32 protein-coding genes are annotated in these 25,835 nt (G+C 32.8%); 17 read left to right on the top strand and 15 right to left on the bottom strand.

Annotated elements, in window-relative coordinates:
- Window positions 1-5 precede the first annotated feature (5 nt).
- Window positions 6-1,649, bottom strand: coding sequence for a mechanosensitive ion channel family protein (locus tag NMAR_RS09470; protein ID WP_012216155.1), 1,644 nt, complete (start codon window positions 1,647-1,649; stop codon window positions 6-8).
- A gap of 226 nt (window positions 1,650-1,875) precedes the next feature.
- On the opposite strand from NMAR_RS09470, the gene NMAR_RS09465 reads away from it, so the two are divergent.
- From NMAR_RS09465 to NMAR_RS09455, 3 genes are all read left to right on the top strand, one after another.
- A complete protein-coding gene (locus tag NMAR_RS09465; RefSeq protein WP_012216154.1) occupies window positions 1,876-3,222 on the top strand; it encodes a KamA family radical SAM protein in 1,347 nt (448 codons plus the stop codon).
- A gap of 87 nt (window positions 3,223-3,309) precedes the next feature.
- Window positions 3,310-4,755 carry a type I glutamate--ammonia ligase gene (glnA, locus tag NMAR_RS09460; RefSeq protein WP_012216153.1) on the top strand — a complete coding sequence of 482 codons (1,446 nt, stop codon included), beginning with the start codon at window positions 3,310-3,312 and terminating at the stop codon, window positions 4,753-4,755.
- A 71-nt stretch (window positions 4,756-4,826) separates the two neighbouring features.
- The gene (locus NMAR_RS09455) at window positions 4,827-5,483 is read left to right on the top strand and encodes a hypothetical protein (RefSeq protein ID WP_012216152.1); all 657 of its coding nucleotides are present in this window, start codon (window positions 4,827-4,829) and stop codon (window positions 5,481-5,483) included.
- On the opposite strand, the gene NMAR_RS09450 is transcribed toward NMAR_RS09455, so the two are convergent.
- Complete coding sequence (locus NMAR_RS09450) at window positions 5,480-6,775, bottom strand: APC family permease (RefSeq protein WP_148680260.1); 1,296 nt, start codon at window positions 6,773-6,775, stop codon at window positions 5,480-5,482. The two genes, NMAR_RS09455 and NMAR_RS09450, sit on opposite strands and share 4 nt — an antisense overlap.
- Before the next feature lie 108 nt (window positions 6,776-6,883).
- On the opposite strand from NMAR_RS09450, the gene NMAR_RS09445 reads away from it, so the two are divergent.
- Window positions 6,884-7,306, top strand: a complete 423-nt coding sequence (locus NMAR_RS09445) for a universal stress protein (RefSeq protein WP_012216150.1) — start codon at window positions 6,884-6,886, stop codon at window positions 7,304-7,306.
- Between the two features lie 99 nt (window positions 7,307-7,405).
- Window positions 7,406-8,560 carry a J domain-containing protein gene (locus tag NMAR_RS09440; protein WP_012216149.1) on the top strand — a complete coding sequence of 385 codons (1,155 nt, stop codon included), beginning with the start codon at window positions 7,406-7,408 and terminating at the stop codon, window positions 8,558-8,560.
- Here NMAR_RS09440 and NMAR_RS09435 read toward each other — a convergent pair.
- The 3 genes from NMAR_RS09435 to NMAR_RS09425 all read right to left on the bottom strand — a co-directional run bounded on the left by NMAR_RS09435 (window position 8,557) and on the right by NMAR_RS09425 (window position 11,515).
- Entirely contained in the window at window positions 8,557-10,332 is a 1,776-nt protein-coding gene (locus NMAR_RS09435) for a HAMP domain-containing protein (protein ID WP_012216148.1), read from the bottom strand. The two genes, NMAR_RS09440 and NMAR_RS09435, sit on opposite strands and share 4 nt — an antisense overlap.
- Window positions 10,333-10,499: 167 nt before the next feature.
- The gene (locus NMAR_RS09430) at window positions 10,500-10,799 is read right to left on the bottom strand and encodes an ATP-binding protein (protein ID WP_012216147.1); all 300 of its coding nucleotides are present in this window, start codon (window positions 10,797-10,799) and stop codon (window positions 10,500-10,502) included.
- 119 nt (window positions 10,800-10,918) lie between these two features.
- Window positions 10,919-11,515 carry a hypothetical protein gene (locus NMAR_RS09425; RefSeq protein ID WP_012216146.1) on the bottom strand — a complete coding sequence of 199 codons (597 nt, stop codon included), beginning with the start codon at window positions 11,513-11,515 and terminating at the stop codon, window positions 10,919-10,921.
- Window positions 11,516-11,541: 26 nt separating this feature from the next.
- On the opposite strand from NMAR_RS09425, the gene NMAR_RS09420 reads away from it, so the two are divergent.
- Window positions 11,542-12,687 (top strand): aminotransferase class V-fold PLP-dependent enzyme, encoded by a 1,146-nt coding sequence (locus tag NMAR_RS09420; RefSeq protein WP_012216145.1) that lies wholly within the window; start codon window positions 11,542-11,544, stop codon window positions 12,685-12,687.
- Here the strand turns inward: NMAR_RS09420 and NMAR_RS09415 are convergent.
- Window positions 12,682-12,939 carry an Lrp/AsnC ligand binding domain-containing protein gene (locus NMAR_RS09415; protein ID WP_012216144.1) on the bottom strand — a complete coding sequence of 86 codons (258 nt, stop codon included), beginning with the start codon at window positions 12,937-12,939 and terminating at the stop codon, window positions 12,682-12,684. The genes NMAR_RS09420 and NMAR_RS09415 overlap by 6 nt on opposite strands.
- Before the next feature lie 75 nt (window positions 12,940-13,014).
- Here NMAR_RS09415 and NMAR_RS09410 point away from each other — a divergent pair, with 75 nt between their 5' ends.
- Together NMAR_RS09410 and NMAR_RS09405 are read left to right on the top strand one after the other, a co-directional pair.
- Window positions 13,015-13,656 (top strand): cyclase family protein, encoded by a 642-nt coding sequence (locus NMAR_RS09410; protein WP_012216143.1) that lies wholly within the window; start codon window positions 13,015-13,017, stop codon window positions 13,654-13,656.
- Window positions 13,657-13,699: 43 nt separating this feature from the next.
- Complete coding sequence (locus NMAR_RS09405; protein WP_148680259.1) at window positions 13,700-14,194, top strand: dual specificity protein phosphatase 23; 495 nt, start codon at window positions 13,700-13,702, stop codon at window positions 14,192-14,194.
- On the opposite strand, the gene NMAR_RS09895 is transcribed toward NMAR_RS09405, so the two are convergent.
- From NMAR_RS09895 to NMAR_RS09400, 3 genes are read right to left on the bottom strand one after another with little or no spacing between them, the layout of a single operon-like run.
- Window positions 14,191-14,337, bottom strand: a complete 147-nt coding sequence (locus NMAR_RS09895) for a hypothetical protein (RefSeq protein WP_012216141.1) — start codon at window positions 14,335-14,337, stop codon at window positions 14,191-14,193. The two genes, NMAR_RS09405 and NMAR_RS09895, sit on opposite strands and share 4 nt — an antisense overlap.
- 10 nt (window positions 14,338-14,347) lie before the next feature.
- Window positions 14,348-14,500, bottom strand: coding sequence for a hypothetical protein (locus NMAR_RS09890; RefSeq protein WP_187146541.1), 153 nt, complete (start codon window positions 14,498-14,500; stop codon window positions 14,348-14,350).
- Between the two features lie 30 nt (window positions 14,501-14,530).
- Window positions 14,531-15,067 (bottom strand): hypothetical protein, encoded by a 537-nt coding sequence (locus tag NMAR_RS09400; RefSeq protein WP_012216140.1) that lies wholly within the window; start codon window positions 15,065-15,067, stop codon window positions 14,531-14,533.
- 51 nt (window positions 15,068-15,118) lie between these two features.
- Here NMAR_RS09400 and NMAR_RS09395 point away from each other — a divergent pair, with 51 nt between their 5' ends.
- From NMAR_RS09395 to cobJ, 6 genes are read left to right on the top strand one after another with little or no spacing between them, the layout of a single operon-like run.
- On the top strand, window positions 15,119-15,397 hold the full coding sequence (locus NMAR_RS09395; protein ID WP_012216139.1) for an RpoL/Rpb11 RNA polymerase subunit family protein: 279 nt from the start codon (window positions 15,119-15,121) through the stop codon (window positions 15,395-15,397).
- A 1-nt stretch (window position 15,398) separates the two neighbouring features.
- Window positions 15,399-15,716 (top strand): transcription factor S, encoded by a 318-nt coding sequence (locus tag NMAR_RS09390; RefSeq protein WP_012216138.1) that lies wholly within the window; start codon window positions 15,399-15,401, stop codon window positions 15,714-15,716.
- Window positions 15,717-15,750: 34 nt separating this feature from the next.
- Window positions 15,751-16,497: a proliferating cell nuclear antigen (pcna) gene (gene pcn, locus NMAR_RS09385; RefSeq protein WP_012216137.1), complete on the top strand. Its 747-nt coding sequence runs from the start codon at window positions 15,751-15,753 to the stop codon at window positions 16,495-16,497.
- A 35-nt stretch (window positions 16,498-16,532) separates the two neighbouring features.
- Window positions 16,533-17,936 (top strand): aspartate kinase, encoded by a 1,404-nt coding sequence (locus NMAR_RS09380; protein WP_012216136.1) that lies wholly within the window; start codon window positions 16,533-16,535, stop codon window positions 17,934-17,936.
- Between the two features lie 38 nt (window positions 17,937-17,974).
- The gene (locus NMAR_RS09375; RefSeq protein ID WP_148680258.1) at window positions 17,975-19,438 is read left to right on the top strand and encodes a DUF7482 domain-containing protein; all 1,464 of its coding nucleotides are present in this window, start codon (window positions 17,975-17,977) and stop codon (window positions 19,436-19,438) included.
- Window positions 19,439-19,482: 44 nt separating this feature from the next.
- Complete coding sequence (gene cobJ / locus NMAR_RS09370; protein ID WP_012216134.1) at window positions 19,483-20,277, top strand: precorrin-3B C(17)-methyltransferase; 795 nt, start codon at window positions 19,483-19,485, stop codon at window positions 20,275-20,277.
- On the opposite strand, the gene NMAR_RS09365 is transcribed toward cobJ, so the two are convergent.
- Window positions 20,274-21,320 (bottom strand): tyrosine--tRNA ligase, encoded by a 1,047-nt coding sequence (locus tag NMAR_RS09365; protein WP_012216133.1) that lies wholly within the window; start codon window positions 21,318-21,320, stop codon window positions 20,274-20,276. The genes cobJ and NMAR_RS09365 overlap by 4 nt on opposite strands.
- Before the next feature lie 94 nt (window positions 21,321-21,414).
- Between NMAR_RS09365 and NMAR_RS09360 the strand changes: the two genes are divergently transcribed.
- Entirely contained in the window at window positions 21,415-21,624 is a 210-nt protein-coding gene (locus tag NMAR_RS09360) for a hypothetical protein (protein ID WP_012216132.1), read from the top strand.
- Between the two features lie 8 nt (window positions 21,625-21,632).
- Here the strand turns inward: NMAR_RS09360 and NMAR_RS09355 are convergent, their stop codons facing one another.
- Both NMAR_RS09355 and NMAR_RS09350 read right to left on the bottom strand, forming a co-directional pair.
- The gene (locus tag NMAR_RS09355) at window positions 21,633-21,821 is read right to left on the bottom strand and encodes a C2H2-type zinc finger protein (RefSeq protein WP_148680257.1); all 189 of its coding nucleotides are present in this window, start codon (window positions 21,819-21,821) and stop codon (window positions 21,633-21,635) included.
- Between the two features lie 48 nt (window positions 21,822-21,869).
- Complete coding sequence (locus tag NMAR_RS09350; RefSeq protein ID WP_012216131.1) at window positions 21,870-22,442, bottom strand: hypothetical protein; 573 nt, start codon at window positions 22,440-22,442, stop codon at window positions 21,870-21,872.
- A gap of 35 nt (window positions 22,443-22,477) precedes the next feature.
- Here NMAR_RS09350 and NMAR_RS09345 point away from each other — a divergent pair, with 35 nt between their 5' ends.
- Entirely contained in the window at window positions 22,478-23,611 is a 1,134-nt protein-coding gene (locus NMAR_RS09345) for a DegT/DnrJ/EryC1/StrS family aminotransferase (protein WP_012216130.1), read from the top strand.
- Entirely contained in the window at window positions 23,604-24,071 is a 468-nt protein-coding gene (locus NMAR_RS09340; protein ID WP_012216129.1) for a tetrahydromethanopterin S-methyltransferase subunit A, read from the top strand. The genes NMAR_RS09345 and NMAR_RS09340 overlap by 8 nt, the downstream gene beginning before the upstream one ends.
- A gap of 4 nt (window positions 24,072-24,075) precedes the next feature.
- Here the strand turns inward: NMAR_RS09340 and NMAR_RS09335 are convergent, their stop codons facing one another.
- The 3 genes from NMAR_RS09335 to NMAR_RS09325 are packed head-to-tail and all read right to left on the bottom strand — an operon-like array spanning window position 24,076 to window position 25,817.
- Window positions 24,076-24,423: a dUTPase gene (locus NMAR_RS09335; protein WP_012216128.1), complete on the bottom strand. Its 348-nt coding sequence runs from the start codon at window positions 24,421-24,423 to the stop codon at window positions 24,076-24,078.
- A 39-nt stretch (window positions 24,424-24,462) separates the two neighbouring features.
- On the bottom strand, window positions 24,463-25,356 hold the full coding sequence (locus NMAR_RS09330; RefSeq protein WP_012216127.1) for a PfkB family carbohydrate kinase: 894 nt from the start codon (window positions 25,354-25,356) through the stop codon (window positions 24,463-24,465).
- 11 nt (window positions 25,357-25,367) lie between these two features.
- Entirely contained in the window at window positions 25,368-25,817 is a 450-nt protein-coding gene (locus NMAR_RS09325; protein ID WP_012216126.1) for a hypothetical protein, read from the bottom strand.
- Window positions 25,818-25,835: the final 18 nt, after the last annotated feature.

Raw genomic sequence — 25,835 nt, 5'->3', positions numbered from 1 at the left:
GAAAACTATTCGTCTTCTCCACTTCCACGACCAATGTCGCCTGTACCATATTCATCAATAACCTTCTTTCTTTGTTCCTTGAGTCTGTCAATCTCTTCTTGTTCGCGTTTTTCATCTCCTTGGTAAACTGTTCTAATTGGCCATGGAATTCTAATGTCGTATCTCTTAAATTCTTCATACATGATAATTCTCATGTCTGTTTTTGTTTTGAATTGAGCTCCATAATCTCGAACATATACCCATAATGAGAAATCTAATGATGAATCATTAAACTGATTAAATCTAATCACTGGTTGATTAATGTCTATATGGATATCCTTGTCACAACCACAACTTGGTTTATTGATGTCTAGATAAGGGCATCTTCGTTGTCTTATTAGGTGTCTTCCTTTAGCATCAACAACTTCTTTCATTGCACGTTTTCCTACTTTAACAAGAATTGCTGAAACTTGTTTTGGGTCATTTAGATATGAAACACCTACATCAACAATTGCAGGTACCATCTTTACTCCTTGTGTATAATTTACAATCTGTGCATTGACTAACTGTCTTGTAGGAATTATGGCGATTGATTCGTTTAATGCATCTCTAACATATGTAACTCTAGGTGTGATTTTGTGTACATACCCATTATACCCTGTATCTAGTTGTACTCGTTCACCCTCAACGAAAATCTTGTCTTTTCTAATCAAAATATAAGCAAAATAGTTCTGCATTGTCTCTTGCAATGCTAAACCTAAACCAATTGCTAATCCACCTGTTGCAGTAGCTAATACAATTAAATCAACACCCCACCAAGCAACAACTCCTAAAATTGTTGCAATAAAAATTCCAATTGGCAGAATTTGTTTTGCTGATCTTGGAATTCCTTCTCTTTTCTTCTTTGCATATCCTGGAGGACGATTACTTGGAATAATTGGTTCATATCCGTGTGTTCTTTTTTCTTCTCTCCAAATATCAATAGGAAATATCTCATCCGGTTTTGCTCCCGGTCTTAATTTTCTTCCAGATTGATTATTTCCAGTGACACAATTTTGGTAATATTTCTGATATTTACCTCTCTCTGATTTTTTCCATTCTTCAAATGGATTGTCAACTAACTTTTCATATCCACCAATAGGATTTCCTTTCGCAGTCCTAAACTCTTCTAGTTTTTTCATTCCTTCTTTTGATTTTAGCATTTCATTGAATTCTTCATCTGTCAAGTCTTCGGGAGTCATTTTTGGTGGAAGCCATTTGTAGAGTTTATGAAACAAGCCATCTTTATCATCGATAAATCCTCTCATCTCAAACCATGCATCAAAATCTTCTTTCTCTAAACCAGATTTGTCATATTTTGTAAGAGCTATAGGAACAAGATGTGAAATTGTATAGCCTATTACCAAAATATTGAATGTATTGAGAATTTTTGCAAAAATTTCTTGTGGAGAAACTCCTTCATCAACCCCAAGTGAAAAATCTTCTCCTAACAGTACACCAGTTTGTACATGAATATTAATAGCTGTAATTAACGCAATTGCAAAAACTGGCAGAACAGCTCTTCTTAAAAATCTAGAAAAATGTGGTCTTTGATAATAGATCTTTTTAGAACCTATCCAAGATGAAAATTTTCTATATCCTATAACAATCCCAATAATTCCTAAAATCATTATTGTAAATGCAATTTGAAGTGACTCCGAAGATGCTAATAACTGAGAAACTGTTTCAAATTCACCAACAGAGATTTGTGTTAAGTCTTCTTCAGCCAGATTTAGTCACCATTTTACTCCAATTCATATTCTTGAATAAAACGTTAAGGCATATTATCATTATTTATAGAAAATTAATAGTATTGAGCCTGTAACCTTTAACAAGGGTGAACATACTATTTACTAAATGACCTATCAAGAATCAGTTTGGGATGATTCCCCTTCGCTAAAATCATATACATTATCAAATTTTCGCGATCTTCCACAAATTCAGAATATTTCTGAAGAAAAACAATTTGAAATGGAAGTTGTGGGAAATGTTTTACCATTCAAGGCAAATAACTATGTTGTTGAACAATTAATTAATTGGAATGATATTCCAAACGATCCAATGTATGTATTGACATTTCCTCAGAGAGGAATGTTAAAACCAGAACATTATGCAAAAATGGAAAATACTCTAAAAAATACTTCAGATAAAAAAGAAATAGCAAATGTTGCAAATGAAATTCGCTTACAACTTAATCCTCATCCAGCTGGACAGATGGAACTAAATGTTCCAACTCTAAAAGATGGCACAAAATTGTATGGAATGCAACACAAATACAAAGAGACTTGTTTATTCTTTCCAAGTCAAAGTCAAACTTGCCATGCATACTGTAGTTTTTGTTTCCGATGGCCACAGTTTGTGGGAATGGATGAAATGAAATTTGCAATGCAAGAGGGAGAACAACTTGTTCAATATGTTTCAGAACACCCTGAAATTTCTGATGTTCTTTTCACTGGTGGTGATCCAATGATAATGAAAGCAAAAATGTTTTCAAAATATGTTGATGCATTAATTGAAGCAAAATTACCAAATCTCAAAACTATTAGAATTGGAACAAAAGCTCTCTCCTATTGGCCATACAAATTTTTGACTGATTCAGATTCCCAAGAAATGTTACAAGTTTTCCAAAAGATCACTGACAGTGGTCTGCATCTTGCATTCATGGCACATTTTAATCATCTAAACGAATTATCTACCAATGCTGTAAAATCAGCAATCAAAGAAGTAAGGAAAACTGGTGCCCAGATTAGAACTCAATCTCCACTTTTAGCTCATATCAATGATGATGCAGAAATGTGGGCAAATATGTGGACAAAACAAGTTCAACTTGGTTGTATCCCCTACTACATGTTTGTTGTAAGAGATACTGGAGCTCAACATTACTTTGGTGTGCCTTTAGTCAAAGCATATGAAATCTTTAGTCAGGCTTACTCAACTGTTAGTGGATTAGGTAGAACTGTTCGTGGACCAAGTATGTCTGCAACACCAGGAAAAGTCCAAGTTGTAGGAACCACACAAATTAATGGTGAAAAATTACTAATTTTGAGATTTTTGCAAGGTAGAAATCCAAATTGGATTAAAGAACCATTTTTTGCAAAATATGATGAAAATGCAATTTGGTTAGATGATCTAAAACCTGCATTTGGTGATAAATTCTTCTTTGAAGATGAATTAGATGCCATAAAAGCATCAAAAACCAGTTAATTCTGAAATTTTTTTAATTTACCTGACCATCTTGACAAATCTATCTTACATGATAACATTAGTAAATTGATTTTCTAAAAATATCAATTGAACGCAGATCAAGTATTACAGACTATACAAGATGAAAAAATTGCATTTATTGATTTTTGGTTTGTAGACATCTTTGGTGAATTACATAATGTTGGAATGCCAAGCTATGCAATTGATAAAAATAGTTTTGTTAATGGTCTTGAAAAACTAGATGCAAGTTCAATCGTTGGATTCAAGTCAGTAAATAATTCTGATATGATTTTAATGCCTGATCCAAATTCATTTAAAATTCTTCCATCTGATTATGATCCTGGACATAGAACAAATGCCAGAATATTTTGTGATTTGTATGATGGTAGCACAGATGAAAGCTCAAGATACAATAGAGATTCAAGAGGTATTGCACATAAAGCATCAAAGAAACTAGGCGAATTTGGATTTACTCATACCAATTGGGGACCTGAAATAGAGTTTTTTGTATTTGATACTATCAATGTTTATCCATCTCCATATGCAGCAACACATTCGTACGGTGGTTCAGGCTATTCAATTGAATCTAAGGAATCACCTTGGGCTAAAGGAAATGTAAGTACTGCAATAGACATCAAAGAAGGATATTATCCATCTCAACCTAAAGATACACTTGAAGGATTTAGAAAAGATGTTTGTGATGATCTATACAACCACTTTGGCATCAAAATTGAAGCTGAACATCATGAAGTAGCAACTTCTGGTCAATGTGAAATTAATCTTGTATATGATGAAATGATACAAATGGCTGATAATGTTATTGGAGTAAAAAATTTAGTTAAAGTTAAAGCTAAACGAAAAAATAAAGTTGCAACATTTATGCCAAAACCAATTTTTGGTGATAATGCATCAGCAATGCATACTCATCAAAGCTTGTGGAATGGAGATTCAAATGCAATGTATGATGAAAATGATGAACTTGCACAAATGAGTCAAACCGGACGATACTATATTGGTGGAATCTTAAGTCACGCATCAGCATTATGTGCAATTTCCAATCCGACCACCAATTCCTATAAGCGTCTTGTTCCTGGCTTTGAGGCACCTGTCAATGTTTGTTGGGGATTGGCAAACAGATCTGCTGCAATAAGAGTTCCAATGTATAATAGAAATCAAGAAAAAAGTAAGAGACTAGAATACAGAGTTCCTGATCCTACTGCAAACATCTATCTCTTAGAAGCTGCATTATTACTTGCAGGCTTAGATGGAATTAAAAACAAAATTGATCCTGGTGATCCAATTGAAGAAAATGTCTACAAACTTTCTGCAGAAAAGAAACGAGAATACAAAATTGGTTCATTACCTGTATCTTTGAAAGGTGCTCTTGATTCTTTGGGATCTGATTCAAAATTCCTTGAAGAAGTTTTTACCAAAGATTTCCTTAATGTGTATTCTGAATTAAAATACAAGGAATATGTTGCATTTGCTCAAACTCCAACAGCTTGGGAAGTTTCAATGTATGCTGATGCATAATTGGTACAAAGCTCAAATTCTTTCCAATTAACATAGAACATTTTTAAAATCAATCATAGATTTTTTTTATTATGAAACTAAGCATATTGCTTCTCTTGCTAATTATTCCAGGCTCAATTGGTATTGCATATGGACATACTGTTGATGCTGTTGGGGAATATAGGGTAGAGATTGGTTGGATGAATGAACCAGTTGTCTCAGGAGAAACAAATGCTATTGAATTCTATGTTAGTCCTATGGATCCATGTCCTGAAATTACAGATCCAATCAAATGTGCTGAATCACAAGAATTTCAAAATGGAGTTGAAGGTTTGAAAAAAACAGTAAAAATGCAATTAATTTACAAAGATGAAAGTATAACACTCCCACTATCTCCTGATCACAACATTCCTGGAAAATACTATGCATTTGTAAATCCAACCGTATCTGGATTTTATCAAGCAAATATGTTGGGAACAATTGAAGATACTCCAATTAGTTTATCAATGCATCCCCCAAAAGTTGCAGAACGAGCATACATTGAGTTCCCTGAACCATCTGATATTACTGTACAACAAATGATTGATGGACACACTGCATTAATCGAAGACATTAGTGATCTGAAAGATTCTGTCAATAACCTAGAAGAAACTCCACAACAAATGGATATGGGTTATGCAGGAATAGGTTTTGGACTAATAGGTATAGCAATTGCAATTGTCGCACTTGCAAAATCTAAAAAGAATTAATCAGAATTCATAAAATCTTTTCTTCTCTTTAAAATCACATACAAAACAGAACCAATTGCAATTATTACTAATCCAACAAGAATTACTTCAACTTCAAACTGTAATGCCATGTAAATCGTTGTACCAAATCCAAACAATGGTAGAACTGGAAATTTTCCAACATTTACTGGAACTCTAAATGGTCTTTCTAAAACTGGTTCTGTATATCGCAGAACAATCACTGCCAAGTTAATTGCTGCAAAAGTAATTACTACTGCAAAAACGACGATATTTGCAATAACTACTATATCTCCAACAAAGGCAAAACCTACTGACGCCACTAAAGTTCCAATAACAGCTAGCCATGGAGTTTTAGTTTTTGGATGAACTTTGCACAAAAATTTAGGAAGAGAATTGCTCTTTGCCATACCGTAAAGAATTCTAGCATTTGCAACTAGTGTAATTAGAACAGTACTTGCCGTAGCAAAAAGCGCAATTAATGAAAGTGTGATACTCCCGTTCACGCCTATTGCGGAATGTGCAACATCTGCTAAAGGTGCTGAAGATAAAGCTAAATTCTCCCAATTCAGAATTCGAATTGATGCTAACGAAACTAGGATGTAAATTATCCCAGTTATCACTATGGACAAAATTATTGCTCTTGGAATTGTTTTCTTTGGTTTTCTAACTTCTTCAGCAACATTTGCCATATCTTCAAATCCAATAAAGGCAAAGAAAATTAACACAAATGCTAGAATTATGCCAGTCATTCCGGTTGGTGCTTCAAAATAATCAATCGGTTCAATTGGTTCCATTGAAAAACCAAGAAAAATAATGAGAACAAGTCCTGCTGCAGTAATTAATGCAAAAATGGTATTTGCCCAAGCAGATTCTCTTATTCCGATAAAATTAACAATAGATAAAATAATAATGAGAAAAACAGCACTAATTGTAATTGGTAAATCAATAAACTGAGTAAGGTACCCTCCGAATCCTAGTGAAACTGTTGCTGCAACTATGACCCCTGTAATGGCTGTTAGCCATCCTATAATAAAACCAAAAAAATTATTCTTAAATGCATTCTTTACAAAAGTGTATTCTGCTGCTGCTTTTGGGTATAATGCAGATAATTCAGCATAACTTAATCCTGCAAACATAGCAACTATTGCAGCCATCAAAAAAGAAATCCACATTGAATTTCCTGCAAATTCAGCAGCTTCTCCAATTAATACATAAATTCCTGCACCCAAAATTAATCCGACACCATACATGGTAAGATGAAAAAGTCCCATGTGACGATCTAATTCTGACATTTGTTGTTTTCTTACTAAATTCAAAAATTTAACCTATATCCTATAACATAATTTTCAATACTGAAAATCGCCTCTGTTTCTTATATTGAATAATTTTATTTTTTGATTATGGGAAAATTCTCAAAAATTCTTGTTCCACTTGATGGCTCAGCAAATGCTACACGTGGTCTAGATAGAGCAATTGAAATTGCAAAAGGTAGCGGTGCTGAAATTACCGGCTTTTACGTATTTCATTTACCTATTGCAGCAGGAATAAAATATACACAAAAGATGAAAGATGACGCCCAGAAAAAGGCTGTAAAAGCAATTGGTCCTGCAATGCAAAAAGCCCAAAAAGCTGGCGCCAAATTCAAGTATCAAACAGGTGGTGGTCACACCGGCTCTGAAATTGTCAAATATGCTAAAAAAGGTAAATTTGACATGATCGTAATTGGTGCAAGAGGCATGGGTGGCGCCAAAGAAGCATTTCTTGGAAGCACATCAAACTATGTCATGCACAAAACCAAGATACCTGTACTAGTTGTCAAATAGTACATCTTTCTAATTTTTCTTTTCAAACCCTTGATATTCTCTAAATGTGATAACCTACAAGTATAGGAATTATGAAAAATTATTCGGGGACTATCAGACATGGTTGAAAGTAATTATGATATCCTAGGAATTGTTGAAGGGACTACTGAAAAAGAGATCCGTGATGCATTTAGAAGATTAGCTCTTCAATATCACTCTGATCGTGGTGGAGAAAATGAACAATTCATAAAAATTAAACAAGCATATGAAGATCTAAAAATTGGAAAAAAATATCCCGAAACAGATATTGAAAAAATAAAAAACTCTAGAGTTTATTCTGATGAATCTGAAGCTGATGTAAGAAGAAAAAATCAGATTTTGGGTCAACAACTATCTAAAGAAATGAAAACAGCCGAAGAATGGGCTGCTGCACACAACAGAGCAAATTCTACTGGAACTAGATTATTTGGTTCAAAAACTCTTGGTGAAATTGAATTAGAAAGAAAAGCTAATGGTGCTTTGTCTATTAAAGGAAATTTCATGGCAGGAAGTTTAACTTATGACGGTCCAATTACTATGCAAGGAAGTATCACTAGTCCGTCATGGACTAGAGAATTTCAAACAAACATTCATCTAACAAAAGGAGACTTCAAATTTTTTGATCCTGTGGAAAATAAATACAAAATTGAAAATGGGGCACAAATTACTGTAGATAACGGAAATGTTGTTGTGGGAAATATTTTTGGCAGAAAATTCAGAGTTGAAGATCCTGATGGTAAAGTTGGCGTCTATAAAATTCTAGAGCATAGAACTAGTATTTCTGCTCCAAATGGAAAAATTATTGCTGAAAATGTAGTCAATACTGTATCATTAGATGCTGATACTGTTATTGTGCTAAATGTGGAAGATGATGTGAGAATTTCTGCACGCGAGGTCTTATTTTATGGAGGAAAACTTACCTATGATTCTGTAATCAAACTAAAAGAAGGAGGCTCAATTCGATTCTTTGAAAATTTCTCAATACAAGGATTGAGTGGTGATGCTAAAATTGAATTAGAGAATGGTAAGAAAATAAGATTATTTGATCTAAAAACAAAGAAAATCAAAGATTTGGCAGACGAATTTGTTCCTAACAAGGAGAATTATACAAATGATGCAACCATGGTTGGCCATGGATTTACAATCACATATGACATGCTTAACAATCTATCAAAAAAACCAACAAAGAAACAAAAATCAGGATGGGCATCTAGATTTGGTTTTTCTAAAAATTAATCAGATTTTGACCCGAAACCATCGAGTCCTTTTCTTCTAACTTCAAAAATATTGTAACCATATTTTTGTTTTAATTCAATTATACATAATTCTGTAAATTCGTATTCTGAAAAATCTCTGAAAATATTATGAACATTTTCACCGACAACTATACTATTTTTAGGACAAAGTGAATTGATTTTAAAACATCTATTTACGGTAGGACCAAAAACATCACTAATTTTTGAAGTAGTACTTTCAGCTACTTTTACAGGACCGTATGTTAAACTTATTTTATAATCTAAACTAGGCAAATTTGCTTTCTTGAGCTCCTCATCTAATTTACCGTGAGATTCAGTCATATCTAAACAACATTCTAAAATATTTTTTAATTCTTCATCATTACTGGTATCCACATTTGCAAATCTGAACATCAATGCATCTCCAATATTTTTTATGACTTCTCCTTTATGTCTAAGAACAATCTTTGCCATAAAATTCAAAAATATTTCATATAGTTTTGAAATATCTTGATCAGATAATTTTGATGATATTCTAGTAGAGTCTGCCATGTCAATTACTCCTACACAATCATTCTCTTCATGTTGTGAGAACTTTAACAACATGTCTCCTTCAAGCTGTTTGATGACTTCGTCCTTTTGTTTAATTTCAATTAATGATTCTTGTAATTTTTGTGCCATCAAATCAAATGCATTAGATAAATCTGCGATCTCATCTCTTGTTTTGATATTGGTCCTAACCTCAAAATTCCCATCTGCAATTTTATTTGCAGCTTTTTTGAGTGCCCGTAATGGGTGTGATAATGATTCTGCAGCAAAAAATGCAACTAATCCCATTGCCAATATTATGAGTAAACTAGTAAGGATGATTCTAGTTTGTAGAATTTCTATTGGCTCAATCAGTTCTTCTTCATCCATCTCAGCAAGTAAAACAATTCCGTATTCTGGCATACAGTAAGATGAACCGTATATTGAAATTCCTCTATAGTCAGGATAAACTCCAACATGTTCCATGTTATTAGAAAAACATTCTTGAACGCCGACTGTATCTACTCGTTGTTCAAATACTGCATTTTCAAAAAATCTAGATTCAGATAACATTACAAAATCCTTGTTGACAATGTATACTTCACCTGTTTCACCTAATCCACTTCTGTTAAGCAAAATATTGTCAAGTGCTGCAGTTCTCATTCTAGAAATGATGACCCCAATTGGCTCATCTCCAATTTTACTATCAGCAGCATAAACTGGAGAGACTACGATCATTTTTTTACCCATTCCTGATTGTTCAAAATCAACAAAAGATCCTTCTAGTCCTCTTTGAAAGAATTCATTTTGAGAAAAATCCTCATCAGAAATTCCTACAAGTGAAAAGAACACATTTCCATTATTACCAATTATTTTAGTATCTTCAAACCCAATTGAAAATCCAGCAAGCTCTTGAAATGCTTGTACTTGAATCAGAAAATCTCTACGTTTTTCTTCTTTCATAGATTTTAGTTCTTGTCCTGAAAGTCCATCCATCTCCGAAACTAACAATCGAATCATAGGATCATTTGCAAGAATTTTGTTTTGTTCAATTCTTGTTTCAAAAAGTAATCTTAAAGATTCTCCTCTAATATCAGATTCACCATGTAACAACTCTCCGCCTCTTTGTTTCAAGGTTTCAGCGGAATAATCTATACTCATGTAAGATGTAATTCCTAACGCAGTCATTGTTACGAGCATGACAAGCAAAACAAGTTTTTTACCAAGATTTATTGAAATTGCCAATTTTGCTCCTTGTTGTTTTTATGTAAATATCAAGGCTTCTAGGATATTCAAGTATATTACACCTGCATTGATTCTATTCTCTGATAATTGCTTTGGTAGAAAGAAAGAACTAAGCCTAAGGCTGTTAAAATCAAAAATAAGAAAAAGAAATTAAAAGTTGAACTAATCTAATCGATTAATTCGGTCCAACCTTTTACGAAGACTGAATCTTTGTGGAGTGGAACTGGTTGTCCAACAGTAAAGTCCATTGGTCTCATCCAAAAGATTGCTTTTGTTGGGCATACACCGATGCATGCACCATCAGAAATACATCTCTCTGGGTAAAAGACAAATGCTTTACCTCTCTTCCAGCCTTCAACTGGTTTTACTCTAAGGACATCTGGACCAAGTGTTGTACAGATTTCTACACATAGTGCACATCCGATACACATTTGTTCGCTTATGTCTGGAATAATTCCTACTGGCATAACAAAAGAAAATCTTGATTTGTCATTAATATAATTTGCCTAAAAATCCCGTGCTATAACGGCGTTTGAGATTTTATAACGGCGTTTGAATTTTTGATCGCATTTCCGTTACTTTTCAATCAGATCTTGAAAATTTTTGAATTCTCTTTTATTTCACGAATAATCAAATTATTCTCAGTTTTCTTTAGAAGATAAACTCCAGTTTTTGCAGATTTTATGATTTGTTTGCCTCCTGGTGTAAGAATCCACCCCTCATCTTCCTTTTTTCTGGCCATTGCAGTTATGATGATAGAAGAATCCACGTCTTTTCCTAATGATGCTAGCAACATTATACATGAGTTAATGAATATGGCAGACTCTAAATCTTCAAACATATTGTGTACTCCATTAAATGAATCAATAATCACAAGAAATTTTTCTTTGGACACTTTTGTGATTATCTCAGAGAATTTTTCTTGCCAGTTCTCTTTTGTAGGATGAAATATTGTTAGATTGTTTTTCTTTTGAATTATTCCTGATTCCACATATCCTGTATAGAGTAAATCCATATCTACAAAAATTACTGGTTTTTCAACAGAGTTGATTAATTTATTGAGAAATTCTACTTTGTGAAATGGTTCTGAACAAAGTACAATGTTGGGGACTTTCTCTTTGAATTCATTTTGAATATGGACTAGTTCACTATCAAAAATTTGCTCAGGACTTTTATCCAACACCCATTTAGCATTCTACAGATATAATAATGAATTTAGTATCAAAGGATATTTCAGATGACTTTCCAAATTCAGATAAAATCTATCTAAACAATGCATCAGTATCCCTAATGCCTATTCAAAGTATTGAGGCAATGAAAGATTTTCTAATTTCTTACAACTCTCTTGGACCTGATTCAAAAGAATCAGAGTCATTCGTAACTGAAAAACTAAGAGATGTAAGAAAAACTATAGCCAAAATTATCTCATGTCAACCTGATGAAGTAGTTCTAACTCAAAGTACTACTGATGGAATCAATATTGTAGCAAATGGACTTTCATTTGATGAAAAATCAAATGTAATTATTCGTGGAATGACCCATGAACATCATTCAAATTTTTATCCCTGGTTAAAACTAAAAGAAAAAATCTCTCTAAAGAATCTCTCAATTGATAAAGATGGATTTTTCAAATCTGAAGATTTAGAATCATTACTTGATGATAATACAAAATTAGTTGCTCTTAGTCATGCTTTGTACAATACTGGTTCTATTTTGCCTTTAGAAGAAATCACAAAACTACTCAGTGATGTGCCTCTATTTGTTGATAGTGCACAAACTGTAGGATGTATTGACGTTGATGTTTCAAAAATAAATTGTAATTTTATGTCTTTTAATGGATCAAAATGGCTTTGTGGTCCAATGGGAACTGGATTGTTTTATTGTAATAGAAAATCAAGTGAATTGTTAGAACCAAAAACTATTGGGGGCGAATCTGCAATTATCTATGATGATACCAGTTTAGCATTCAAAGAACTTCCTGATAAATTTCAAACTGGTTTTAGAAATTACGTTGGAATTGTTGGATTGGAATCTTCTGCAAACTATTTGCTTAATTTTGGTCTCAAAAATATACGTGAAAAAAATCAATACTTGTCAAATCTTCTAAGAGAAGAACTATCAAAAATTCCAAAAATTATTTTGTATGGTCCTGAAGATCCTAATTCTAGAACAAGTATTGTGTCTTTTAACATAGATGGAATGGATTCACAAGAGGTTGTTGATAGACTTGAAAAGCAAAACATCGTCTTAGCTCTAAGAGAAATTATGGAAACAAAGATTGTGCGAGCTTCACCTCATTTCTTTAACTCAGAATCTGAAATTATGTCTGTAGTTGATGCAATAAAGAGACTATAGATTCTCTTGTTCTTCTATTACCATCATTGTTAAAGTAGATTGTACTTTGGTAATCTTTCTGACCTTGTTTGTAATGATTGAACGTAGTTTTTCAGCATCATCTGAAGACAATTTCAACACGATATCATATACCCCATAAACCCCTTGGACTTCGTAGGTTACATCTTCATCTGTAAGAATTTGTTTTACTTCGTTGATAATTGATTCATCTGATCCTAAATCAGAATTTAGTAGAACATATGCAGTAGGCACACGAAAATTCTGCTCAAAGAGTATTTAACTTTTCATAATTCAAAAATTGATTAATTAGCATTTTGTCGTATTGATGTGAAACCAATCGATCTCACACTTACAATATCAAAATCTATCCCAAGTTTTCCTGGTTCTCCAACACCACAATTCATTTCATGGTCCCATCTCAAAGAAGATGGATATAATCTTGAATTATTGTTCCTAAGTTCGCATACTGGAACTCATCTTGATGCTCCTTTTCATTTTGTTAAAAATGGGATCAAAATTGACCAGATCCCACTTGGTAGATTAATGGGGAAAGCAATTCTAATTAAAATAAAGAAATCAAAAAACTCTCCAATCACAAAATCAGACATTGTTCACTTTGAGAAAGAAAATGGTAACATTCCTGATAAATCATCTATCTTCTTTTTTACAGGTTGGCAAAAAAATGTCAAAAAAGATAATTATTTTACAGAAAATCCTGGACTAGCATTATCGGCAGCTACATATCTTGCACAAAAAAATACTAATCTTGTTGGAATAGATTCACCTAGTATAGATCTTGGAAAAGATGAATCATTTAGTGTTCATCACATTTTATCAAAAAAAAATATTTTGATAGTAGAAAATTTGGCAAATTTGAATAAGATCAAATCAAGAGAATTTGATTTTACAATTCTACCCCTAAAACTAAAAGATGCAACAGGTTCACCAGTAAGAGCCGTAGCACACTAAACATTTCGTAATGCTAAAAATATAGTGAATGTTAACATCTCACATGAGCAAGCCTGGTAATCTCTGGAGAAAAGTTCATGGAAAGATTACAAAAAAACCAACAAACTTTTCCTGGCTGATTGAAGAAAAATTAGCAGGCTCTGGTATGCCTACAAGTTTTGATGAATTTGATTGGATTGTAAACCAAGGCGTAAAATCAATTGTTACCATGACTGAAAATTCTTTACCCGATAATTGGGTACAAAATATTGGATATCTTCATGTACCAACACCTGATTTTACAGCACCTGATATGGAAAATATAGACTCTGCAGTTGATTTTATACATGAGCAAATCACAAATGATCATGCAGTGATGGTTCATTGTGCAGCTGGTATGGGAAGAGCTGGAACAATACTTGCATGTTATTTTGTAAAATACAAAAAATTCACTGCAGAAGATGCTATCAAAAAAATTCGTGAAGAAAGACCAGGTTCGATTCAATCTGAAGTACAAGAACTAGCTATCGGTTTTTATGAAAAACATGTAAAAAATTAATTAGATTCTGAAACTAGTTTACCATCAACTATTTTGATCTTCATAATTTTATTATCTGAAAAAGTTACTGTTAATTCATCATTTGAATCAGAGTCTTCAATTTTTAGAATTTCTTTCATTTTGAATTCTTCAACATCTATCATTCATTTTCACCTATTCTGGAATTGACACCGTCTCAATTTTACCATCAACCATTTTAATGAACAAAAATCTATTATCTTTCATAATGAAAGTTATGCCCCCCTCTTTATCAGGATCTTCTATTTCAAGAAGTGGTTGTCCCAACAAACCGTCATATTTTGCCATACTAATTTACCAAAAAAGTTCCTTATATCCCTAATTGATTTTTATCTCAATTTCTCTAGAGTTGTTCTTGACATTTCCTGGCTCTGTAAACTCATGTTTTTGCCATGATGCAAATGCCTCAGCACTAATTTTGTGTGTGCCTTTTCCCAAGTCTTCTGCTTTGAAAACAAATTTCTCATTAAAATCAAATAACTCTTGTCTAACTTCTTCTTCTGTAAGTCTGATAAATGGCTCAAAATTTTTGGCTACCTGAACCCAAATTCTTCTATCTTTCATAGGATTAACAAGTTTAGGATTTCTAGTCCAAAATATGGATGCCTTTCTGTAAGTGTCAATTGTCCTGCCTAGTTCTTTTTTCCTAAATCCTCCTGAAGTTAGTTTTATCCCGCATTTCATTTTGAATGAGACATCGTTTTTGTTGTATGCCTCTGTCCAGTTTGCCTCGTTGAATGCATCTCTTAGGCCACCTTCAACTGAAAATTGGACATTTATCTCAATATTTTCATCTGATGCGTATTCATCCTTGGATTTTACCAATTCTATGTCTGAAATCCTACTTTCGCTCATTTCTACTGCTCATAATGATTTATATCCGCAATAAGTGCTTTTTCTGAATACATGAACGCACAAGTGATCAGTTCAGAAGCCAAAGAAATCAACCTCTCAATCACTGAAACCGATATTGGTATTTTGTACCTAATTCAACATGAGCTTCTAAAGGAATCAAATATTGATTTTGCAGGTGTTATTGTAAAACATCCACTTACTAACGAGTGTTGGATGAGAATTAATTCTAGTTCAAAACCATTAGGCGAAATAAAGAAAGCTACAGATTCAGCAATAAAGATGGCAGATGAGTTCAAACAATTATTTAATTCAAAACTTAAGGTAAATTAGATTGAAGTTTTGCCCCAAATGTGAGGTCAAATTAAAAAAAGGTACTTCTGGCCTTGAATGCTCAAAATGTGGTTATACAGAAGGTGCAGAAGAAAAACAGACCAAAAAAACTGTTGAAACTGAAGAACAAGAAGAATCCATTTTAGCTTTTGAAGGAAATGAGGGAGAAGAATCTCATCCAACTATCAAAATAGAATGTGAGAAATGTGGACACGATGAAGCAATTTGGTGGATGCTTCAAACAAGAAGTGCAGATGAACCAACAACACAGTTCTATCGATGTACAAAATGTCAATATACTTGGCGTAATTACGCATAACGTTTAACTGGAACGTAAAGTCAACAAAGTTGATTTGACTTTTGGAGCAAAAACAAGTGGTTCTGATGATCTAAAGGCAATCATCTCTGCAATTTCAACACTTGTTGAAGAGGCAACATTTGTTGCAACAGCAGAAGGCATTTCATTTAGAGGAATGGATCCGTCTCATGTTGCACTCATAGACATTTCATGGCCTAACTCTGCATTTGAAAAATACGAATGTGACAGTGACATAAAATTTGGTGTAAGAATTGATGAATTCTCAAAACTCATCAAAAGAGCCGATAAAAAAGATAGCATTGAAATTAGTATATCTGAACAAAACATGTTGCTTGTTACAGTTGGAAAAAATAAAAAATACAAAATGCGTTTGATTGAAAGTTCTGCAACAGATACTCCATTACCAAAGATACCATATGATTCTAAAATTATATTATCTTCATCAAAGTTTGACAAAATTTTAGGTGATGTACAAGTAGTTTCTGATTATTTGACAATACATACATCTGATTCTAAAGGTGATTTTTCAGGAAAAGGTGATTCTGGGGAAGTTGTCATTGATTTAGATAAAGATGATGAAGGCATTGAAGAAATTTCTTCAAAAGAAGACAGCGTTGGAACATACAGTTTGGAATATCTAAATCCTGTAGTAAAAGCAGTAGGAACCACTGCAGGCTTTATTACATGTGAATTTTCAAGCGCAAAACCACTTAGAATTGAATTCAAAGTAGCCAATATTGGCAGAATTCACTTTTACCTAGCTCCACGCGTGGAAAGTTAAAGCATTTAAAGATTAACTAATTCAGGTATTTTGAAATGAGACTTGTAATAAAATACGGCGGAACATCAATTTCGTCTGCAAAAGACATTCGAGCAGTAGCTAACCATCTAAATTCATTATCAAAGAAAAACCAAATTGTAGTTGTATGTTCTGCAACTAGTGGAACAACAGATGATCTAATTGAAATATCTCAATCAATAAAAAAAGAAAATAAATCAAAAGCTGAGCAACTTGCATCAAAGATAACTAATAGACATAAACAATTAGCAAAACAAACGATCAAAAAAGCTGATTTACGAAAAAAATTATTAAAAAACTTTGATGATGATTTTGCAGAACTTGTTGCATTAATTGATGGAATGGTCCTATTGGGTGAAGTTACTCCAAGAACTATGGATTATCTCTTTTCATTTGGTGAACGATTATCAATAAAATTGGTTTCAATGGCAGTAAATGATTCAGGAAAAAAATCAGTACCTCTAACTGGAAAAGAAGTAGGAATCGTAACTGATTCTAACTTTGGTGAATCTAAACCACTAATTGATACGACCAGATTACGAGTATCAAAAAATGTAGAAAATCTTTTTTCAAAGAAAACAGTACCTGTTGTAGGTGGTTTTGTTGGTGCAGATCAACATGGCCATGTTACTACTTTTGGAAGAGGTGGTTCAGATTATTCAGCAACAATTATTGGAACTTGCATTAAAGCAGATGAAATTTGGTTGATGAGTGATGTTGATGGTCTAATGACTGCAGATCCAAAAATAGTCAAGAACGCAAAATTGCTCAAAGAAGTTTCATACATAGAGGCAATAGAAATGGCATTATTTGGTGCAAAACAGATACACCCACGCACATTTGAGCCTCTGTTATCAAAGAAAATTCCAATGAAGATTCGAAGTTCATTTAATCTAAAAAATGAAGGAACTTTGGTTACAGCTTCTCCATCACCATCTGTAAAAAACACTGTAAAATGCGTTAGTAATGTCAGAAACAATGGCCTAATAGATATTCAAGGTGGAAGCATGGTTGGAACTCCAGGTACCGCTGCAAAAATTTTTGCAACATTAGCAAAAGCTGGAATCAATGTAATGATGATATCTCAAAATCCTTCAGAATCTAGTATAACAATAGTTGTTAAGAATGCTGATCTTGATAAAGCTGTAAGTTCACTTGAAATGGAACTTTTAGGAAAGATTATCAAGAAATTAGAAGTTACAACAAATGTCGCAATTATTGCACTTATTGGTTCAGGAATGCGTGGAACTGTAGGTGTCGCCTCTAAAGTTTTTGGTGCAGCTGAGAAAAACAAAGTAAATGTTTCAATGATTACTCAAGGCTCATCTGAACTAAATCTAGCATTTGTTGTCAAAAACTCTGATACAAATGCAGCAGTTCGTGCATTACACAATGCATTTGCATTAGATAAAATCAATTAAGATAAAATCATTTAAGGGAATAATCTCCATGAAATTTGTTGAGAAAATTAATTGCCATATTGATTATTGGGATTTTTGCAACAAGCATCATTACAGCTTCCTCATTATCAGATCAATTTGCTGATGCAGGTTCTAGAAAAAAGATCCACTTTACACAAACTTTTACATCATCTCAAGATCCTGGTCAGGGACATGAGAATCATCAATTATCTCTAATTTTGTCGCCTAATCAAGGCACAATCTATGATGGTTCTATGACATTTACCTCAAGTGAACCTGTTCAAATTGTTGTTTTACATGAAATTAACTCAGATGATGCAAAAGGCCAACCCACTTGGAGCATTGATGGAAATACTGTTTATGGATTATCACTAATTGATTTACAAGAAAAGTCTGGTTCCTTTGAATTTACAGGAGCTGCACTTGGATTGCATTCTCCTAACTCCAAACAATTCACTTCAACTGTAAGTGTTGATGGGTGGATTAGAGGACAACCAACTGAAGTTATTATGCAAAAAATTGAATTAGAAAAAGAAGAACCAATGTCGTTACTTTCAAGAGCAAATGTTCCAGCTACAATTCCAATACATGAAGGAATCTATGGTGGTGAAAAAGTCTTGTACATTATTACTGATGGAAGCGATGAAGAATATGCAAGAGAACTATCAGAAAAACAGGAATGGAATGTAGAACTTGCACCTGTTTTGGCTGACGTTCCAGAAGATGCTCTACAAAAAATATTTGTTTTCAAAAATGGAGTTAAAGGAGAAGGACTCTATGGATTCCAAAATGAAATATTTTCCAGTACTCCACAACAAGAATCAGAATACAGTGCATTATCTTCTGTAATAGAAGTAACATGGAAGACAGGTCAAAAAGAGATTGTATTTGAATCTGCTAATGATGTAATTGCAGCAGAAGAAAATGGTAGAATTGAATTTGATGAAACAGGAGTTGTCCTAAACACTCCCCATATTGTATGGCCTGGTGGACAGATGCAAGTACGTGCTGATCAAGAAATTGCTGATGATATGCCCTATGGAGGAGGCCAAATTACTGAAATTAATGAAGAAGAAATGACTGTTACATTTGTTGCTCATAGAGGATGGGGACCTGATGGAAGAACAATTTACTATATTGTAACTGATGCCACCCCATTTGGACCGGCTGAGATGATGGGAGTAACTTCATCTCCAACATCAGCAAATCTAATTGCACATTCAGGAGCAGTTGATCTTTTCCAATTCAAAAATGGAATTAAAGGCACAGGTCCATTAGGATTTCAAGCAGGAATTGCTGCAGCGTCATTAGGCGATGAAAATTACAGTCCAATGTGGAGAATCTATCTAATTGAATGGAATGATTCTGAAAATGCGAAAATTCTTGAAACAAAATCTGATATTGATTCATTCCGTGCAGATGATCTGATAACGGTTAGCATAACACGACCAACTAACAGTGATCATATAGTAAACTGTCCATTCATAGATCCCTTTCAATAATTCTCTAAAGGGATAAATTACTTGCAAGATGATTTGTTGTAAATTTGACTGGAAAATTGAATATTGTTGGTGTTGGTCCTGGACATAATGATCATATGACATTTAGAGCTAAAGAAATAATTCGTGAAAGTGATATCATTATTGGTTATGAAACATATGTAAATCTAGTTTCAGATCTAATTGAAGGAAAAACAGTTTATCGTTATGCAATGACTCAAGAAGTTGAAAGAGCTCATCAATGTATTGACCTTGCAAAGTCAGGAAAAATTGTCTCTCTTGTATCAAGTGGAGACCCTGGAATTTATGGGATGGCTGGACTAATCTATGAAACTTTAGCCGAAGGTGGTTGGGATCCAAAAGATGGACTACAAGTAGAAGTGGTTCCAGGTGTGTCTGCACTAAATTCCTGTGCATCTATTGTTGGCTCACCACTAATGTCTGATTTTGCAGTAGTAAGTATGAGTGATTTGTTAGTTCCATGGAAAGTTATTGAAAATAGGGTAGAGTCTGCAGCAAAAGGTGATTTTGTTCTTGTAATTTACAATCCTGCTAGTAAGAAAAGAGTCCATCAATTACAAGATACTAGAAAAATTCTATTAAAATATAGAAAACCTACAACACCTGTTGCAATTATTGTTGGTGCATATAGAGAATCTGAATCAATTGTAATAACTGATTTAGAAAATCTACCAAATCATTCAGACAAGTTAGGAATGACTAGTACTGTAATAGTGGGTAATTCATCAACATATTCTTACAAAGATTTGATGATAAATCCAAGAGGATACAAATCAAAATACAATTTAGAAGAACAGACTAATCCAGATCTTAAAGTTTAGTAACTTTTCTTAATTGCTTCATGTAATTCTTCAGTCAGATCAAGCTTATCTCTAATTGGAGATATTATTTTTACCAAATAATTTCCAACTGTTTGCTTTAGATCTCCTGGATGTAATTTTTTTTCAGCAAAATCAATTTCAAGTTGATTATAATCTTGATATGATACGTTTCCTCCAAATTTTTCAGATCTTTCTACATTCATCTCGTTAAATTCATGAAAAATCACTGTCTTTGCAATTTCTAATAGTGGATTATTTTGTATATTTGCCTCTTCACACCAAGCTTTGTTCATTTTTTTCTTTATTTCCTCATCTGTATTATGAATAAAGACTCCAGAATTTGGATCAGATTTACTCATTTTACCTAAAACTTGTGAATCACTTGTGTCTGCAGGCTTGGATAATCCAGGCAATAATTTATGATGGACAGCTACTGGCACTTTCCATTTCATTTTAGGAAATATTTCTCTGACTAGCATGTGGATTTTTCTTTGATCCATCCCCGCATGTGCAATATCTACTTCTAAAGAATGAATATCAACTGCTTGCATTGCTGGATAAAGTAATTTGGCAACATCAATTTTTTCTTCATTTTCCGAACGACCCATAATTGTTAGAGTTCTCATTGTTCTAGCTAATGACATGTGTTTTGTAAATTTCACAAGCTCTGACCAATATTCTGTTTTTTCTTCATAAAGTTTTGAGCCTAAAATAATTTCAGCATCAGGACAAACCAATTTGAAAGCATCTTGATAATATTTTGAAACTTTTGAAATTGTTTCCCAATTTCCTCCTAATTTATCATTGATTAGTGTGTGCCAATCTGCAAGAAATATTGTACACTTTACACCAGCTTTTGCAAAATCATTAATTTTGAATCCTGTACTAATTAAACTACCAAGATGTAAAAAACCAGAAATCTCTAAACCAATGTAATGCTTTGGAGATGAATTTGTTTTAAACAACTCAGTTAATTCATCACGTGTAACAACTTCTTCTGTAGGTGGTCTTTCAATCAAATCTACTTTTTCAGTTATGTCCAAACCAAATCAACTTTTGAGTAGTAAACGTATAAAGTTATTCAAAGAATTTTTGAAAAATTAGAACCTTTGAATAGAAGATATCTCAATTATTGTTATGACTCTTGAAGAAGGATTGGAATTAATTGAAAATTACAAAAAAGGTCTTGAGAAATTCTTAGAGACATTACCTGAACAATCCGTACAATTAGGCACAGAAATGATCAAAACTCTGACTATGAACTCAAAAAATGAGATAAAAAATCTAGAAGCAATCGAAAAGGCTCTCAAACGACAGCCAAAGTATGAATCAGGACTTTCTGAATAATCAAAAATCTATTTACAATTTTTTTTATGTTTTCTCAAATCTTCTTGAGTGTTAAATTCTGTTCCACAAACTCTGCATTTTTCTTTTTTCTTGTTATGGGCTATTTCTTGATGTTTTTTTAATCTCTCTGAATCTGAAAGTACTGTCCCACATTTTTTACATTTTAATTCATTTTTATTTCTACCAAATAATCCCATGATTATATTACAGCATACTCAAAGAAAAGTCTTAAAATTTTCAAAAAACTAAACTTCTGGTTCATCTAACAGCTTTCTAGGTTTTGTACTCAGATAGAATGCATGAGTACTAATGATGAACGCTGCTAGAAACATTTTGATTGCAAAAATTGTATTCCAAGGCCGATCTGGGTCTGGATATGCAATTGATAATTTGTCAATATCTGGTAGTATTCCATCAACTATTCCTGCAGAAATCTGAGCAGTTAATACTGAAAAGTTGTACATTACTTCAAACAATGTAATAATTGAAAATCCTAGTAACATTAATTGTAATAACGCCATTCGTGTTCCAACAATTTTATTTCCTGCAGTTCTTCTCCAACCTATTCTAGATACACAATACCAACCAATTATTGTAGAAAAAAATATCCAAGTTGATACTCTTGCAAAATTTTCAAACGGTATTGTTGTATTATGAATGGCTTCTCCCATTACATATGTTCCATTTTCCATCCATTCAATCATTGTCACATATACCCCAAAGATTAGTGATGATCCCATGATGAATCCACAAACATAGAAAATATACAGAAAAACTTTGTACCCTTTGTCTGTCTTTTCTAGATGACGTGATTTCATTATGCCGATTGCCAAATTTTGAAATATAAAAATTCATGCGTAGTAATTGTCTTTATACACTAGTACTAAGGACAAAATTTGTGAAAATTCCAATTAACACACCTATTTTAGGCAAAGAAGAACTTTCAGCCGTAGTCTCAGTAGTAAAATCAGGCGGACTCACTTCTGCCTCAAAAGATGGAGGAAAAAATGTACAGGAATTTGAAAAATCAATCAGATCTTTTGTTAAAACTAAATACGCTGTTTCAGTAAATACTGGTACTGCTGCATTACAAGCAGCACTATATGCACTTGATATCAAAAAAGGAGATGAAGTAATTGTTCCTTCTTTTACATTTGTTGCTAGTGCAAATGCTATTGCTTCTACTGGTGCAAAACCTGTTTTTGCAGACATTTTAAAAGAGAATTTTACAATTGATCCCGAATCCATTACAAAAAAAATCACTAGAAAAACCAAAGCAATAATGCCAGTACACTTGTATGGTCATATATCGTCACTTGATAGAATTAAAGAAATTGCAAAAAAACATAATCTTTCAATAATTGAGGATGCTGCACAGTCACTTGGTTCTACGTTAAAAGGAAAACAAACTGGAACATTTTTTGAACTTGGGTGTTATAGTTTGTATCCTGGAAAAGTTATTACTTCTGGCGAAGGTGGTGTTATAGTTACTAATAGTAAAAAACTCTATGAGAAATTACAGATGATTAGAAATCATGGAATGGTTAAAGGATACGATTCTAAAATATTTGGATTAAATCTGAGACTGCCTGAAATTAATGCAGCAATAGCTAAAATCCAAATTAAAAAATTACCAAAGTTTATTCAATCAAGAAGATGTAATGCAAAATTACTATCTGATTTATTATCTGATACAAAAATAAAAATTCCTATTGAGGGAAAAAATGAAAAATTCAACTGGGGATTGTACACCATCACTACACAAAATAGAGATTCGATTTTGAAGAAATTAAACTCAAAAGGAATTGGGGCTGCAGTCTATTATCCAATACCAGTTCATAAAATTCCTATCTACAAAATAAAATCAAAATTAACAAATACTGATTGGGCATCAAAACATGTTCTGTCATTACCTGTTCATCCAAACGTGTCTGCCAAAAATGTTGAATATATCGCAAAAACTGTGCGTGATTTAGTAAATGAATAGCCTTGGAAACATTATTGGAGAAATTTGTAAGGTTGTTCTGCCTATAAAACAGGAATTTTATCTTGGAAATCCCAATTCACAAATTGCAATATGCACACTTGCAAGCATCTCTCTACTTGATGATTTGAAGGATTCAGAATTATTGTCTAAGGTGGCAATTATTGGAAGACTATTTTCAGAGAATAAGGGAATTGATAGTATGATACAGTATGTTTATGAAAACAAGAATATAACAAAAATAATTCTTTGTGGGAAAGAAGTTTGGGGTCATAAATCTGGTCATTCATTATTACAATTACACAAAAATGGAATTGATAAAAATTCTAGAATAATTAATTCAGTTAGTCCAGATCCTTATCTTACAGTTTCTAAAGATATGATAGAATATTTTCAAAAAAATATTTCAATTGTTGATTTGATTGATGAAACTAATCTTGAAGTAATTTCTAAAAAACTATAATTTCTTAATATCCATTTCTTTGTCTTTCTCTATTGATCTCATTTTTCTTTTTGTATTCAGCTACAATATCATCTGGTGTGAGATCTAACTCCAGTGATGCTTGAACTACAAAATGCCAAATATCGATTAACTCTTCTCTTGCTTCAGCCTCATTGAATTTTGTTGGCGTTTTCCACCATTTCCAGTTGGTAGTTCTTTGCAATTCTACTGCTTCATGCATTATTGCAGTAGATAATGCAGATACTCGTCCTTCTGCATCTTTTGGATATCTGTCCAGCTTCATCATTTCTGATAATCCTTTTTGAAGTTGAAAAATTGTATCTAGTCTGTCTTCAGTTACTTCTTGTGACAATGATAAATTAATTTGAGAAATTATTGAACTTAAGTCTTTTTAGAATCTGATCATTTTTTCATACATCTTGACTCTTTTTGTAATGTCTCCATTTTTGATCTTCAGCAAACCTTCCAATCCATATTTTTCAACTGCAAATGAACCTAAAACATTACCATATATCACTGCTTTTTTGATCTCAGATAGACTAGTTGATTTTTTACTTGCTAGATAACCTATCATGGCACCTGCAAAAGAGTCTCCTGCACCTGTAGGATCTACTACATCCTCTAATGAAAAACCCGCAGTTGGAAAGATAACGTCATCGTAAAACATGAGCGAACCATGTTCTCCTTTTTTAATAATAACATACTTTGCGCCCCATTGCATCATTTTTTTTGCACATTTTATCAAGTTGAATTCTTTTGTGAGAAGTTTAGCTTCTTCATCATTAATCACAACTGCATCTACAGATTTTATCATCTTGATTACCGCATTTCTCTTAGTTGAAATCCAAAAATCAATTGTATCGCACATAGAAAATTTTACTTTATCGAATTCTTTGATTAATGCCGTATTTTGTTCAGGATCATTATTTGCTAAATACACGAATTGAGATTTTCTATATGCCTCAGGTACTGTAGGTTTGAAATCTGCTAGCACATTTAGTTCTGTTTTTAGTGTTGATCTAGTACTTAATGTATCATCATACTTTCCATCATAACGAAATGTTTTTCCATTTTTAATGGATAATCCTTCTAAATCAAGATATTTTGATAGAGTTTTGTGGTGTTGTTTTGGAAAATCTTTTCCTACAACTGCAATTAGTCCTGTATCTACAAAATTACTTGCAGAGATTGCAGCAAAAGTTGCAGCTCCTCCTAAAACATTCTTTAGTGTTTTTTTTGGAGTTCTAATTGTGTCTAGTGCTGTTGAACCAAAAACAGTAAGCATTTGTCAAGAAATTAATCTTGATGTATAAATTCTCTTGCTTGTTCTTCTGTTGGATAATATACAAATGGAATATCAATTGATGTGAAGAATGCATCGTATTTTGTCACACCTGTAATTTTTACTGATTGAACATCTTTACCATCTGAATCTGTGTGAAAAATTCCCTTAACATGAGTGCTATCTAGAGGTTGTACTGTGAATGGTTCTAACTGACCTTTGCCCACCATTTGTTCATCTGCAATAACAAAGAATTCAGTTGTGCCTGAAGTTAAAATTAACAATGAAGGATTTTCAAATTGTAATTCAATATTGTATTCTGCTCCTTTTTCATTCTCACTCAATAATTCACTCTGAGTTACGCTTATTCCTATTTGGGATGCTGAAGCGTATTGTGAATATCCAAAAATACTCATTCCTAGAATGAAGAGAACAATCAATCCACCCTTCTTTGATGAATTCATGATTAATTTTGAAAAAAT

This window comes from Nitrosopumilus maritimus SCM1 (assembly GCF_000018465.1).
Lineage (GTDB): Archaea > Thermoproteota > Nitrososphaeria > Nitrososphaerales > Nitrosopumilaceae > Nitrosopumilus > Nitrosopumilus maritimus.
This window is presented reverse-complemented; position numbering and strand designations above follow the sequence as displayed.